This is a genomic window from Pseudomonas sp. Root401 (genome assembly GCF_001425105.1).
GTDB classification, from domain to species: Bacteria; Pseudomonadota; Gammaproteobacteria; order Pseudomonadales; family Pseudomonadaceae; genus Aquipseudomonas; species Aquipseudomonas brassicacearum.
This window is the reverse complement of the sequence record NZ_LMDO01000064.1, coordinates 88,600-102,272: the sequence shown is the minus strand read 5'-3', so window position 1 is coordinate 102,272 and position 13,673 is coordinate 88,600. Positions and strand designations below refer to the sequence as shown.

Annotated in this window: 13 protein-coding genes; 10 read left to right on the top strand and 3 right to left on the bottom strand. The window is 64.5% G+C overall.

Annotated features, from left to right (window positions below; genetic code table 11):
* The first annotated feature begins 24 nt into the window (after positions 1-24).
* Positions 25-966 (top strand): FecR family protein, encoded by a 942-nt coding sequence (locus ASC85_RS27785; protein ID WP_057452336.1) that lies wholly within the window; start codon positions 25-27, stop codon positions 964-966.
* 145 nt (positions 967-1,111) lie between these two features.
* Here ASC85_RS27785 and ASC85_RS27780 read toward each other — a convergent pair whose 3' ends face one another.
* Complete coding sequence (locus ASC85_RS27780) at positions 1,112-1,723, bottom strand: type II secretion system protein GspJ (protein ID WP_057452193.1); 612 nt, start codon at positions 1,721-1,723, stop codon at positions 1,112-1,114.
* Positions 1,720-2,172, bottom strand: a complete 453-nt coding sequence (gene gspH / locus ASC85_RS27775; RefSeq protein WP_057452192.1) for a type II secretion system minor pseudopilin GspH — start codon at positions 2,170-2,172, stop codon at positions 1,720-1,722. The genes ASC85_RS27780 and gspH overlap by 4 nt, the downstream gene beginning before the upstream one ends.
* Before the next feature lie 117 nt (positions 2,173-2,289).
* On the opposite strand from gspH, the gene ASC85_RS27770 reads away from it, so the two are divergent.
* Positions 2,290-2,760, top strand: a complete 471-nt coding sequence (locus tag ASC85_RS27770; RefSeq protein ID WP_057452191.1) for a type II secretion system protein N — start codon at positions 2,290-2,292, stop codon at positions 2,758-2,760.
* A 75-nt stretch (positions 2,761-2,835) separates the two neighbouring features.
* Here ASC85_RS27770 and gspI read toward each other — a convergent pair whose 3' ends face one another.
* Entirely contained in the window at positions 2,836-3,213 is a 378-nt protein-coding gene (gene gspI, locus ASC85_RS27765) for a type II secretion system minor pseudopilin GspI (RefSeq protein ID WP_057452190.1), read from the bottom strand.
* 148 nt (positions 3,214-3,361) lie between these two features.
* Between gspI and gspG the strand changes: the two genes are divergently transcribed.
* The 8 genes from gspG to ASC85_RS27725 all read left to right on the top strand — a co-directional run bounded on the left by gspG (position 3,362) and on the right by ASC85_RS27725 (position 13,463).
* Positions 3,362-3,811, top strand: coding sequence for a type II secretion system major pseudopilin GspG (gene gspG / locus ASC85_RS27760; RefSeq protein WP_046062736.1), 450 nt, complete (start codon positions 3,362-3,364; stop codon positions 3,809-3,811).
* 8 nt (positions 3,812-3,819) lie between these two features.
* On the top strand, positions 3,820-4,806 hold the full coding sequence (gene gspK / locus ASC85_RS27755) for a type II secretion system minor pseudopilin GspK (RefSeq protein ID WP_057452189.1): 987 nt from the start codon (positions 3,820-3,822) through the stop codon (positions 4,804-4,806).
* The gene (gene gspL, locus ASC85_RS27750; RefSeq protein WP_057452188.1) at positions 4,803-5,984 is read left to right on the top strand and encodes a type II secretion system protein GspL; all 1,182 of its coding nucleotides are present in this window, start codon (positions 4,803-4,805) and stop codon (positions 5,982-5,984) included. The genes gspK and gspL overlap by 4 nt, the downstream gene beginning before the upstream one ends.
* Positions 5,977-6,543, top strand: coding sequence for a type II secretion system protein GspM (gene gspM / locus ASC85_RS27745; RefSeq protein ID WP_057452187.1), 567 nt, complete (start codon positions 5,977-5,979; stop codon positions 6,541-6,543). Before gspL ends, gspM begins: the two co-directional genes overlap by 8 nt.
* Entirely contained in the window at positions 6,540-8,903 is a 2,364-nt protein-coding gene (gene gspD / locus ASC85_RS27740; protein ID WP_057452186.1) for a type II secretion system secretin GspD, read from the top strand. Before gspM ends, gspD begins: the two co-directional genes overlap by 4 nt.
* 214 nt (positions 8,904-9,117) lie before the next feature.
* Positions 9,118-10,536 (top strand): type II secretion system ATPase GspE, encoded by a 1,419-nt coding sequence (gene gspE, locus ASC85_RS27735; protein WP_013693536.1) that lies wholly within the window; start codon positions 9,118-9,120, stop codon positions 10,534-10,536.
* Positions 10,536-11,747 carry a type II secretion system inner membrane protein GspF gene (gene gspF / locus ASC85_RS27730; protein WP_057452185.1) on the top strand — a complete coding sequence of 404 codons (1,212 nt, stop codon included), beginning with the start codon at positions 10,536-10,538 and terminating at the stop codon, positions 11,745-11,747. Before gspE ends, gspF begins: the two co-directional genes overlap by 1 nt.
* A 546-nt stretch (positions 11,748-12,293) precedes the next feature.
* The gene (locus ASC85_RS27725) at positions 12,294-13,463 is read left to right on the top strand and encodes a substrate-binding domain-containing protein (RefSeq protein ID WP_057452184.1); all 1,170 of its coding nucleotides are present in this window, start codon (positions 12,294-12,296) and stop codon (positions 13,461-13,463) included.
* Positions 13,464-13,673 lie beyond the last annotated feature (210 nt).

Genomic DNA, 13,673 nt, shown 5'->3' with positions numbered 1-13,673 from the left:
ACCCTTTCGTGAGTGTGTGTGCGCTTGAACATCTTCAGCATCACTTCCCCTGACGCCACGCCCCAGGCCCGATTGGCCAGCGAGGCCCGAGACTGGCTGATCCTGCTGACCTCGGGACGCGCCACCGTGGCCGATGCCCGGGCCTTGCGCCTGTGGTGCGGGCAAAGCCCTGAACATGCCCGGGCCTTCGAACAGGCCAAGGCGCTGTGGCAGGGGCTGCAACCTGCCGCCGCGGCGGTGCAGGCGCCCCGGCATTTCGGTCGTCGGGCGTTGTTGGGTGGCGCCATCGCGGCGTCGGCGGCTTTGCTGTTGATCCGCGCCACGGTGCCCGGTGGTGTTTCCGGGCTGGGAGCCGACTACGTCACCGACGTCGGCGAACAGCGCCGGGTGGAACTGGCCGAGGGCGTCAGCCTGGAACTCAATACCCAGACCCGCCTCAGTCGCCGCGCGCTGGCCGATGGCGGACAAGGACTGGAATTGCTCAGTGGTGAGATTGAAGTGCAGGGGCGCAGTGCCGAGGTGGTCAGCATCCAGGCCGGTGCCGGCTGGATCAGCGCTGCCCGGGCACGCTTCAACATCCGCTACACCGACCAGAGCGTCTGCGCGACTTGCCTTGAGGGTGTGGTGCAGGTCGAGGTACAAGGCCAGCGGTTTCGCCTGGAGCCGGGCATGCAGCTGACTTACGACCCTGGCCGGGTGGACGCTCCCAAGCGTGCCGATGTGTCGGCAGCGATTGCCTGGCGTGAGCAGGTCCTGGTGTTCAACGACGCGACCCTGGCCAGTGTCATTGATGAGATAAACCGCTATCGGCCTGGCATGTTGCTGCTGCTCAACCGCGAACTGGGCCAGCGCAAGGTCCAGGCGCGGTTTCGCCTCGATCAACTGGCGGGCGTGGCGCTGTTGATCCGCGATGCCTACGGCGCCAAATGCACTGAATTGCCGGGTGGGGTGGTGGTGCTGAGCTGAGGCCAGTGGCGTCTGGGCAGGCCTCATCGCGAGCAGGCTCGCTCCCACAAGAGCCCGGTGCTTGGCCCAAATCTAGAGTTCACCCAATACCCCTGTGGGACCTGTGCTGTGCCAAGCCTTGAAGGTCACCCAATAATCTGGGGGGCTATTCCAATGGCCCCAGCACCTGTCGATATTTCTCTACGCCCTGAGGCGTCTGGCGAGTCAGGCTGATTTCGATGCCCATCGGGTTTTCCTGGCGGTTGCCGCTGAGCTTGCGCCAGCCTTTTTCCTTGTCCCAGAACCGCAGTCCGGCGTCGCTGACGTCACTGAGCACCGCCACGCCCGGGCCGGGCGCGGGCAGTGGATAGCGACTGCGGGCCTGGCCTTGGGCGCGGTAAAGCGTGTCGCCCTTGAGCCACCAGCGCACCCGTTGCAACTCGCCCTCCTGGGTCGCCGCCACGCGGATCACATCCAGGCGGAACCCCCGGCCTTCGGTACTGCGCACGGTGAGGGCGGGCGGGGCGGTCGAGGGCGGGTCGTCGACGCCGGGCTTTACCGGTTCACTCAGCTCGATGCTGGCGCGCAGGGCCACGTCGCGCTCCAGTTGGTTCAATACCCGCAACAAGGCTTCGGTCTGTTCGGTACTGGCCTGCAAGTGGCTGTCGGCACGGGTCACGCTGTCCAGCCCGCGCCAGGCGATCAGGCTGACCACCGCCATCAGCAGGATCGCCACCATCACTTCCAGCAAGGTGAAGCCTGTCTGCCGGGCGCTCATTGAAGTTGCACCCGCCCGGCGGCACTGCGTTGCACCGTGAGACTGTTCAGGCCGTCCGACAAGCGGATCTGCCAGGGCTCGCCGATCCACTCGGCATTGAGTACGACCCGCTGCCTGGGTTCCACGCGAACCTCCATCGACGGGCTCTGCCAACGACGTGGATGCAGTTGCGGGTCGTCCTTGAAGCGATCCAACCCGGTGCCTTGATCGGCGCGGCGACTGAAGCCAAACCCCTTGGCATCCCAGCGCCAGGTAATCGGCCGCCCGTCGGTGCGGGCTTCGGTCTGGGCCAGTTGCAACAGTTGCACCAGCCGCTCACCGTCCTGGCGCAGCAACTTCAACGGATCCGGCTTGATGCTCAGGCTCACGGCGGCGCTGGCAATGCCGATGATCACCAGCACCACCATCAATTCGATCAGAGTGAAACCGCGTTGCTTGCCGAGGTTCATGCGCGCTCCTTTGCGTGAAAGCCATCCTGCACGGTGAAGATGATAAGGATGTGAAATAAAACGGAGAGAATTGACGCGTACGCTGGACGCTGGAACCAAAAAAAGGAGATTCAGGCCATGGCGTTCATCGAGCGTGTGTCCCCGGCGCAAATCGTCCAGGCCGTTGGCCTGTTGGCGGCGTTGGCCGGGGTGGCGACCTGGTCTTCGCTGCTGCTCACGTCGGCCGAGTCGCGCACGCCGGATGTCGCCCCGCAACGCATGGCCGAGCGTTCCGATAACCCGGCGTTGCAATGGTTCTCCAACCAGCCGGCGCCAGTGGACATCAAGGTCAGCGGGGTGATGGCCGGCGCGCGCGCGCCCGTGGCCATCCTCAGCCTCAACGACGGACCGCCGCGCAGTTTCCTGGTCGGTGAACGCGTGGCCCAAGGGGTACGGCTGGTGGCGATCGAGGCGCAGGCGGTGGTCATCGAACGCGGCAATGAACAGACTCGGTTGGCCCTTGCCCGATTGCCGGACTCAGTGAATTTGCCTTCCCTGTGGGAGCAAGGCTTGCCCGCGATGAAGACGACGCAGTCTCCGAGGAAATGAGGCGCCTGCATCGCGGGCAAGCCTTGCTCCCACAGATAAACCCCTCGCCACAAAGGATGTGTTAGCCCACGCCGCTCAAGGTTTCTCTCGGCTGACCAACGTCTCCAACCGAGCCAACGGCGGTGCTTCGCGACTGCGGTCCGACACGCTCAGTTCAACCCGCAGCAACCGGCCGTTTTCCGCCGGTCGCAGGTTCTGTTCGCAACGCAGCAACAGTCGTCCCTGGTCGCATTCGAACACTTTCGAGCCCTGGGTAAAACGGCCTTCCAGACGCAACTGCGCCAGCTGGCTGCGGGCGGCCAGCAGGGCGATGGATTTGTCGCGCAGCAGGCCGTTGCTCTGGGTCATCACCGCAGCCACGCGCACGGCGGCCGACATGGCCACGGCGATGATCGCCAGGGCCACCAGTACTTCGATCAGGGTGAAGCCGGCTTGTGGCGCGGGGCGTGACATGGCGCGGGCTCGGCGGCGAGGGCAGCCTTCAAGGCTAGCCGCCGTTCATGACCAGTTGACGACGCAAGCTCCTGAGCAATTTCAATATCACTGACATATATTCTTGCAACACTGCGCCTCGAATCGAATCCAGCGAAGGACCGTCGAGATGCAGATCGCCCGTTACAACGCCCGTTCCCAAGGCCCTCGCGGGCAGCGGGGTTTCACTCTGATCGAAATCATGGTCGTGGTGGTGATCCTCGGCATCCTGGCGGCGATGGTGGTGCCCAAGGTGCTCGACCGTCCCGACCAGGCGCGGGCAACGGCGGCGAAACAGGACATTGGCGGCCTGATGCAAGCCTTGAAGCTGTATCGCCTGGATCACGGCAGTTACCCGAGCATGAACCAGGGCCTCAAGGTGCTGGTGGAAAAACCGGCCGATGCGAAAAACAGCACCTGGCGTTCTTATCTGGAGCGCCTGCCCAATGATCCGTGGGGACGTCCCTACAACTACCTCAACCCCGGTGCCAACGGCGAAGTCGATATCTTTTCCCTCGGTGCCGACGGCCAGCCTGACGGCGACGGCGTGAATGCCGACATTGGCTCCTGGCAGTTGTAAGGGCCGTGATGCAGACGGATTCGCCCCTCGCGGCGAAGCAGCGCGGCATGGCGGTCATCAGCGCCTTGCTGATCGCTGCCGTGGTGGCAGTCATCGCCGGCGGCATGCTGACCCGCCAGACCCTGTTCACCCGCAGCCTGGAGGCCGAGCAGTTGCGCGTCCAGGGCACGGCGCGGTTGCAGGGCGGTTTGCAACTGAGTCGCCAGTTGCTCTGGGACGCCCGCCAGCGCGATCCGCTGACGCGCTTTGGCCAACCCTGGGCCAAACCCATCGTGATGCCGGGCTCGGGCCAGATCGACACGCCGTTCGAAGGCCAGCTGGAAGATGAACAAGGCAAGTTCAACCTGCGCAATCTCGTCGCCAATGAGCGTGTGGACGAAGAACAAGTGCGCGCCTTCGAACGCCTGTGCCAGCAGTTGGGCGTGGCACAAGCGGTCCGCACACGCATCGTCGAAAGGGTGGTCGAGGCCTATCCGCGCCTGTTGAATCCGCCGCGGGCGGACCAGGCGCCGAAGGCCAACACCTTCAACAGCGGCCGCGAAACCTCGCCACAGGCCGACAACACGCCGCAGGCACCGACACGCCCGATGCTGCGCACCTTGCAAGACCTGCGCAGCGTCAAGGGCGTCACCACGCGGTTGCTGGACACACTGGCGCCGTACGTGACGATCCTGCCGACCAACACCTGGCTCAATGGCAACACCGCCAGCGCCCCGGTGCTGGCCGCCTACGTGCCGGGGCTGTCGCTGCAACGGGCCGAGGCACTGGTCAGGGAGCGCGACGGCGGCCACTGGTTTATCAATCGTGGGGATTTCGTCAATCGCCTGCGCATGCCGGAGCTGGACACCGCCAGCGTCAAGGTTGGCATCACCAGCGACTGGTTCCGCCTGCGGGGCCAGGCACGCAGTGGTCAACGGCAGGTCGAACTGGAGGCGTTGCTGCAACGCACCGAGGACCGCTTGCCCCTGGTGATCTGGTCCAGGGTGGGCGTATGACGCGCTTGCGCATCGCCCTGGCGCCGCTGGGCAGCCTGGATCTCGACAGTGAGGTGGCATTTGCCTGGCTGGATCGCCAGGGCCAGGTTCGCGAGCAAGGCCGCAGCAGCCTGCGGGCATTGGGCCAAGGCGGTAAGAATATTTCGGTGGAATGCTTCCTTCATCCCCGCGACAGTTTGCTGACCCGCCTGGAGTTGCCGTTGTTGCCAGCGGCCAAGATCACCGCCGCAGTGACGTGTGCAGCCCAGGCCCTGATGCTCGGTGCCAGCGAACACATGCAGGTGGCGCATAGCCAGCGCGGGGTCGACGGGCAGGTGCAGATCGCTTGGCTGGACCGTGAATCCCTCGCCACGCTGGGCCGGCTTGTGCACCAGGCTGGCATGAAATTGCGCGGCCTCTACCCGGCGGCCTACGCCTTGCCGGTGCTGTCGGGGCCGGTGGCCTGTATCGAGAACGGCCACCTGCTGGTGCGCCACGACCTGCAGCACGCCGTGGTGCAACCGTTGCAGGAGGAGGCGCTGGACGAGTGGCTGCTGGAAACGGGGCCCGGGTTGCACTGGGTGGGCGAGGCGTCGCCGCAACCTTCGATCAGCACCTTGGCCGAAACCCAACGCTGGACTGGCCCGGCGCCGGGCTGGGGCTTGCATGCCGGCCTTGCACGCAACGCGGCCGAGCGCGGCGGTTGGGGCCGGGCGGCGGCGATCTGCGCGACGGCGCTGGCGGTATGGGTGATTGGGCTGAACCTCTACGCCGCCCGCGAAGCGGCCCAGGGCCAACGGCTCAAGGCGCAGATGAGCCAGCGGGTAAAGCAGGCGTTTCCCGAGTTGCCGGTGATTCTCAACCCGCTGCAACAGGCGCGCCAGCAAATCGCTGCGCGCCAGAGCGGTGCGGCGACCGACCCGACACAACGCTTCGCCAGCCTGGTGCAACAGGCGGGCAGCGCCATGCCGTTCATGAGCGGCAATGTCCAGGCGCTGGTGTTCGAGAACGGTGAGTTGCGCCTGAATGTCGTGGCCGAGGCGCAGAAAACCACCGCCGTTGAGGATTGGAAAATCCCCCTGGCCCAGGCTGGCATTGACGTCGCCGCCATCGATCAGGGCTGGACCCTGCGCGTGGCCCCGGCCGGCCAGGGCAGCCAGGACACCTCCGACGAAACCCCGGACGCCGAAGATGAATAAGCAATCCCTGGCCCTGGCGTGGGGGCGTTGGCAAGTCTATCGCACGGGTTTGCGCACGTTCTGGCAGGGGCTGGCGGTGCGCGAGCAAGCCGCCGTGGCCCTGGCTGCGCTGGTGTTGGGCGGCTGCCTGGTCTGGCTCGCACTGATCCAGCCGCCGCTCAAGACCATCGCCTACTGGCAAGCCGAAACCCCGAAGCTGCGTTCACAGACCGAAGCCCTCGAAGTGCTGTTGCGTGACGTCAGTGGGCCCGCACCAGACCAGCCCCTCGAAGCTGCCTTGCGCCAGACCCTGGATGCCAGCGGCTTGAGCGAGCACTACCAGTTACAACCACCGGGCGCTGAGCCCCCCAAGGCCTGGCAGCTCACGTTCGACAATGCCCCGGCGGACGCGGTGATCAACTGGCTGCTGGTTAATCCACGGCAATTTTCCCTGGAAGTGATCGAGGCCCGTTTGCAGCGCTCGGCCCCGGCCAATCCCGACAACCTCGACAACACCGCCGGCACACTGTCCGGAACCGTTCGCATGGATCAGGCGCAAGGCGCTAAGGAAGCTTCATGAAAGGGGCCAGATACCCACGTCATTGGCGCAAGGCTGCACCGCTGTTGTTGCTCGCGTTGAGTGCGTGCAACAGCACGCCGCCCGCGTCGCAGCCACCGTTGCTGGTGGACAGCGAACTGGGCATTCCGTTGGGGAGTACCCAACGCAGTGGCGATGCGCTGCTCGATCGCCAGCGGGCCCAGGACCTGCGTGAACGCAAGCCTGCGGTGCGGCATCAGGTCGACCTTACCGCCCGTGCCCGTGAGCCGCGCAGCACTGCGCCGGCGCGCACGCCCCTGGGGGATCAACCGGTGACGCTGAATTTCGTCGAGGCCGATATCCAGGCGGTGGTGCGGGCCTTGTCCCGCTCCACCGGCCAACAGTTCCTGGTAGACCCGCGGGTCAAGGGCAACCTGACGCTGGTGTCCGAAGGCCAGGTCCCGGCCCACCAGGCCTACGACATGCTGCTGGCCGCGCTGCGCATGCAAGGCTTCAGCGTGGTAGACGTCGGCGGCGTGGCCCAGGTGGTGCCGGAGGCCGATGCCAAGCTGTTGGGTGGGCCGATCTACAGCGCCGACAAACCGGCCGGCAACGGCATGCTGACCCGCACCTTCCGCCTGCAATATGAAAACGCCGTGAACCTGATCCCGGTGCTGCGCCCGATCGTGTCGCCGAACAACCCGATCAATGCCTACCCGGGCAACAACACCATTGTCGTCACCGATTACGCCGAGAACCTGTCGCGTGTGGCGCAACTCATCGAAGGCATCGACACCCCCAGCGCCATTGACACCGACGTGGTGCCGATCCACAACGGCATCGCCGTCGACATCGCGCAAATGGTCTCCGACCTGCTGGAAACCCAGGGCGGCGACCAGACCCAGAAGATCAACGTGATCGGCGACCCGCGTTCCAATTCCATCATCATCCGCGCCGGCAGCCCCGAGCGCACGGAGCTGGCGCGCAACCTGATCTACAAACTCGACAACGCCCAGAACAACCCGAGCAACCTGCATGTGGTGTACCTGCGCAATGCCCAGGCCGGCAAACTGGCCCAGGCCCTGCGTGGTTTGCTCACCGGGGAAAGCGAAGGCGAGAGCAGCGACAACTCGCGTTCGGTGCTCAGCGGCATGGGCGGCAACACCAATGGTCAGAGCGGGCAGAGCAGCACTGGCGATGGCACCAGCACCACCACCGGCGGCAGTGCGTCGACCAGCGGCAACGGCTACGCCCAAGGCAGCAACGGCACGACTTCCGCTTCGACGAAAAATGAACAGGGCACTGCCTTCAGCGCTGGCGGCGTGACCATCCAGGCCGACGCCACCACCAACACCTTGCTGATCTCCGCCCCGGACCCGCTGTACCGTAACCTGCGGGAAGTCATCGACCTGCTGGACCAGCGTCGCGCCCAGGTGGTGATCGAGAGCCTGATTGTCGAGGTCGGCGAGGACGACGCCAGCGAATTCGGCGTGCAATGGCAGACCGGCAACCTCGGTGGCAGCGGCGTGATCGGCGGGGTCAATCTCGGCGGCACGGCGCTCAACCTCAACGGCAAGACCAGCATCGATGTGTTGCCCCAGGGCCTGAACCTTGGCGTGGTCAACGGCACCGTGGACATTCCCGGTATCGGCAAGATTCTCGACCTCAAGGTCCTGGCCCGGGCCTTGAAGAGCAAGGGTGGCACCAATGTACTGTCGACGCCGAACCTGCTGACCCTGGACAACGAAGCGGCGAGCATTTTTGTCGGCCAGACCATTCCCTTTGTCAGCGGTAGCTACGTCACCGGCGGAGGCGGCACCAGCAACAACCCGTTCCAGACCGTGACCCGCGAAGAGGTGGGTTTGAAGCTCAATGTCCGGCCGCAGATTTCCGAAGGCGGGACGGTCAAGCTCGACATCTATCAGGAGGTCAGCAGCGTCGACAATCGCGCGTCGAGCACCACCGGCATCGTCACCAACAAGCGCGCCATCGACACCAGCATCCTGCTCGACGACGGCCAGATCATGGTCCTTGGTGGGCTGTTGCAGGATGGCTACAGCCAGAGCAACGACGCGGTGCCGTGGTTGTCGACCATTCCGGGGATCGGCGCGCTGTTTCGCAACGAGCGTCGGCAGATCACCAAGACCAACCTGATGGTGTTCCTGCGGCCCTACATCATCCGTGACACGGCGGCGGGCCGCGGCATCACCCTCAACCGCTACGACTTCATGCGCCGCGCCCAGGGCCTGCTGCAGCCGGAGCGCAGCTGGGCCCTGCCGGACATGCAAGCCCCGCAACTACCGGCCTCGGCCCGGGCCATCCCGGGGGCTGCGCCGGTGAGCTTGCAAACGCCCAGGGCGGTGATCAAGGCGGTGCCCGTAACAACGCCGGTTGGCCAATGAGCACCGTGGCGAGGGAGCAAGTTCGCGCTGGGTTCTGTAGGAGCTGGCGAAGCCTGCGATCTTTTGATCTTGATCTTTCGCTTGAGATTCAAGTGTCAGGGGAAAGATCGCAGCCTCGTTGCACTCGACAGCTCCTACACGGCGTAGATGCTTGCGCGGGAGTAAGCGCCCTCGCCGCGGGGTGCATGTCAGTCGGCATAGAGGAGGAGGCGCCATGAACACCCTCCCATACGCCTGGGCCAAGGCCCAACGCCTGGTGCTACGCCAGTCCGAAGAGGGCGCGGTGCTGATGGTGTGTCCGTCCACGCCGGGCTGGTCCATCAGTGAAGTGCGCCGCCAGTTTGGCGAGGTACGGCTGGAGCGGGTGCGCGACGAGGAGCTCGACGGGCTGCTCAACAGTGCCTATGCCGACACCGGCAGTGCCGCCGCAGTCGTGGGTGCGGCGGAAAACGAAGTCGACCTCGATCGGCTGATGCAGGACATCCCCGAGATCACCGACCTGCTGGACACCCAGGACGGTGCGCCGGTGATTCGCATGATCAACGCCTTGCTGACCCAGGCCGCACGGGACGAGGCCAGCGACATCCACATCGAACCCTACGAGAGCCATTCGGTGGTGCGCTACCGCGTCGACGGCACCCTGCGCGATGTGGTTTCGCCGCGCAAGGCCCTGCATGGCGCGCTGGTGTCGCGGATCAAGATCATGGCCCAGCTCGACATCGCCGAAAAACGCCTGCCCCAGGACGGGCGCATCGCCTTGCGCGTGGCCGGCCGACCCATCGATATCCGCGTTTCGACGGTGCCCACCGGCCACGGCGAACGGGTGGTGATGCGGTTGCTGGACAAGCAGGCCGGACGCCTGCAACTGGAAACGTTGGGGATGGACACGGACGTGCTGGGCAAGCTCGATCACCTGATCCGCCAGCCCCACGGCATCGTCCTGGTCACCGGCCCCACCGGTAGCGGCAAGACCACCAGCCTCTATGCCGCCCTGGCCCGGCTGGACGCCAGCGTGCACAACATCCTCACCGTGGAAGACCCGGTGGAATACGACCTGCCAGGCATCAGCCAGATCCAGGTCAACGCCAAGATCGACATGACCTTCGCCCTGGCCCTGCGGGCGATCCTGCGCCAGGACCCGGACATCATCATGATCGGCGAAATCCGTGACCTGGAGACCGCGCAAATCGCCGTGCAAGCCTCCCTCACCGGTCACTTGGTGCTGGCGACGCTGCACACCAACGATGCGGTGTCGGCCGTCAACCGCTTGATCGACATGGGCGTCGAGCCGTTCCTGCTGGCCTCGTCGATGCTCGGCGTGCTGGCCCAGCGACTGGTGCGCAGGTTGTGCCCGCAGTGCAAACAGCCCGATCCGGCCACGCCCGGCACCTGGCGCCCGGTGGGCTGCCCGACCTGTAACCAGACCGGCTACAGCGGCCGCACTGGCATCCATGAATTGTTCTGCATCGACGATGACATCCGCACGCTGATCCACCAGGGGGCAGGGGAGCAGGCACTGCGCGCCGCTGCCCGCCGAGCCGGGATGTTCAGCATGCGCGAGGATGGCGAACGCTGGGTGCGCAGCGGCACCACGGCCCCTGAAGAAATCCTGCGCGTAACACGGGACGCCTGATGAATCGCTACCGTTTCGAGGCCGCCGACGCCCAGGGCAAGATCGAATCCGGACACTTGGAAGCCGACAGCCAGGGCGCGGCCTTCAACCTGTTGCGCAGTCGCGGCTTGACCGCGTTGCAGGTGCAGCTTGAGCGCAACACGGCGCAAGCCAACGGCGGTGGCTTGTTCAGCGCCAAGCTCTCGGACAACGACCTGGCCTGGGCCACCCGCCAACTGGCGAGCCTGCTGGGGGCGAGCCTGCCGTTGGAAGCAGCGTTGAGCGCCACGGTGGAACAGGCCGAGCGCAAGCACATCGCCCAGACCTTGAGCGCGGTGCGCGCCGATGTGCGCAGCGGCATGCGCCTGGCCGAAGCCCTGGCGGCACGGCCGCGGGACTTTCCGGAAATCTACCGAGCGCTGATTGCCGCCGGTGAAGAGTCCGGCGACCTGGCCCAGGTGATGGAGCGCTTGGCGGACTACATCGAAGAGCGCAACAACCTGCGGGGCAAGATTCTCACGGCGTTCATCTACCCCGGGGTGGTGGGGCTGGTGTCGGTTGCCATCGTGATTTTCCTGCTCAGCTATGTCGTGCCGCAGGTGGTCAGCGCGTTCTCCCAGGCCCGGCAAGACCTACCCGCGCTGACCGTGGCGATGCTCACCGCCAGTGATTTCATTCGTGCCTGGGGCTGGTTGTGTTTTGGCGTACTGGCCGGTGGCTTCTGGAGTTGGCGCATGTACTTGCGCAAACCGGCGGCACGGTTGAACTGGCACGCGCGGGTGTTGCGCCTGCCGCTGATCGGGCGTTTTGTACTGGGCCTCAACACTGCACGGTTTGCCTCGACCCTGGCAATTCTCGGTGGAGCCGGGGTGCCGTTGCTGCGAGCCCTCGAGGCCGCGCGCCAAACCTTGTCCAACGACCGCCTGAGCCAGAGCGTCAGCGAGGCCACGGCCAAGGTTCGCGAAGGGGTCAACCTGGCGGCGGCGCTGCGGGTGGAAAAAGTCTTCCCGCCGGTGCTGATCCACCTGATCGCCAGCGGCGAGAAAACCGGCTGCCTGCCACCGATGCTCGAACGCGCCGCGCAAACCCTGTCCCGAGACATCGAACGCCGGGCGATGGGCATGACTGCGCTGCTGGAGCCGTTGATGATCGTGGTCATGGGCGGCGTGGTGTTGGTGATCGTCATGGCGGTGTTGTTGCCGATCATCGAGATCAACCAGTTGGTGCAATAGCCCACCGCGCAAAAAACCGTGGCGAGGGAGCTTGCTCCCGCTGGGCTCTGTAGGAGCTGGCGAAGCCTGCGATCTTTTGATCTTTTGATCTTTCGCTTGAGACTCAAGTGTTTGGGGAAAGATCGCAGCCTCGTTGCACTCGACAGCTCCTACACAGCTCCAAGCTCCCTCGCCACAAAAAAGCTGATCGAGCGGAAATTTTTGCAACGCTTGAGACACCTCCCGACCCTCGCCAGCGCCAAACTCGGGTTCCTCGTTCTGTCATTTTTCCGCGCCCGGCAACCACCCGCCGTCCTCTCCACCGCGCCCCCACATGGCATGGCCGTCAAACCCGCTCGAAACCCCAATCCAGAGCCCTCGAACACCCGAGAAAAATGCCTTGAAAACAGCCCTCAGCTCCCGAGGTTTTTTCCTTTATCTGTCACCGGAAACTGCGAATTTCTAACCCATGGCCTCACCCCATCGCCACCGGCACAGGACCGAGCGCCATGACGGCAAGCACGCGTCACCCAACCTACGTACGAACACGATGAAAGGAGATTCTTCATGTTTAAGCGCAACGTTCTCGCGGTATCCCTGACCCTCGCCGGCCTCTGCGCCGCTCAGGCCGCCATGGCTGATGTCAATGGCGGTGGTGCTACCTTGCCTCAGCCGCTGTACCAGACCTCCGGCGTACTGACTGCCGGTTTTGCCCCTTACATCGGCGTGGGCAGCGGTGCTGGCAAGTCGGCTTTCCTGACCAACGACTACACCAAGTTCGTGCCTGGCGACACCAGCGGCAAGAAAGTGCACTGGGCCGGTAGCGACTCCAAGCTCAGCGCCACCGAACTGAGCACCTACGTCAGCGCCCACGGTGCCGCCTGGGGTCCATTGATCCAGGTGCCTTCGGTCGCCACTTCGGTTGCCATTCCGTTCAACAAGACTGGTACTGGCAACGTCGATTTGAGTGTCAATCAGTTGTGTGGCGTGTTCTCCGGTCGTCTGAAGACCTGGAACGATATCACTGGTTCCGGTAGTACCGATCCAATTGTCGTGGTTTATCGTGCAGAGAGCAGCGGTACCACCGAGCTGTTCACCCGCTTCCTGAACGCCAAGTGCGCTGAAACCGGCACCTTTGCCATCACCACCAACTTTGCCTCCAGCTACAGCGGTGGTCTGCCAGCCGGCGCCTTATCCGCCACTGGCAGCCAGGCTGTAATGAACCTGATGAACGCTGGCCAGGGCCGTATCACTTACATGAGCCCGGACTACGCCGCTACCACCCTGGCCGGTCTGGATGACGCCACCAAGGTCGCTCGCGTTGCCGGTGTTTCCCCAGCCCCAGCCAACGTTTCGACCGCCATCGCTGCTGTTGCGGTACCGGCAGTTGCCAACCGTTCCAACCCGAACGCCTGGGTACCGGTGTTCGCCGCGACCACCAACCCAAGCGACCCTAGCGTCGTGGCCTATCCAACCACCGGCTATCCGATCCTGGGCTTCACCAACGTGATCTTCAGCCAGTGCTACGCCGATGCGACCCAGACCACTCAGGTTCGCAACTTCTTCAGCCGCCACTACGGTTCGTTGACCAACAACGACTCGGCCATCACCGCCAACCGTTTCGTGCCGCTGCCTTCGTCCTGGAAAACCGCCATTCGTGAGTCCTTCGTCACGACTTCCAATGGTCTGAGCATCGGCAATACCAACACCTGCAACGCCATCGGTCGTCCGTTGTAAGCCCAGCTTGAACGACCTGCAACACCCGGTCAGCAACGGTGAAAGCCGTTGCTGACTTTTTGCGTCATACCCGCACCAACACAGCCACATGAAATTTTCATGACAACCGTTCGGTCCCGAGCGGCTGTAACCGCCTATCCCCTATAACCAACGCTGGCAGCCTGACAGCACTGCGTTGTGCCCCCTTAGAGCAAACCGAAAGGATGAGTA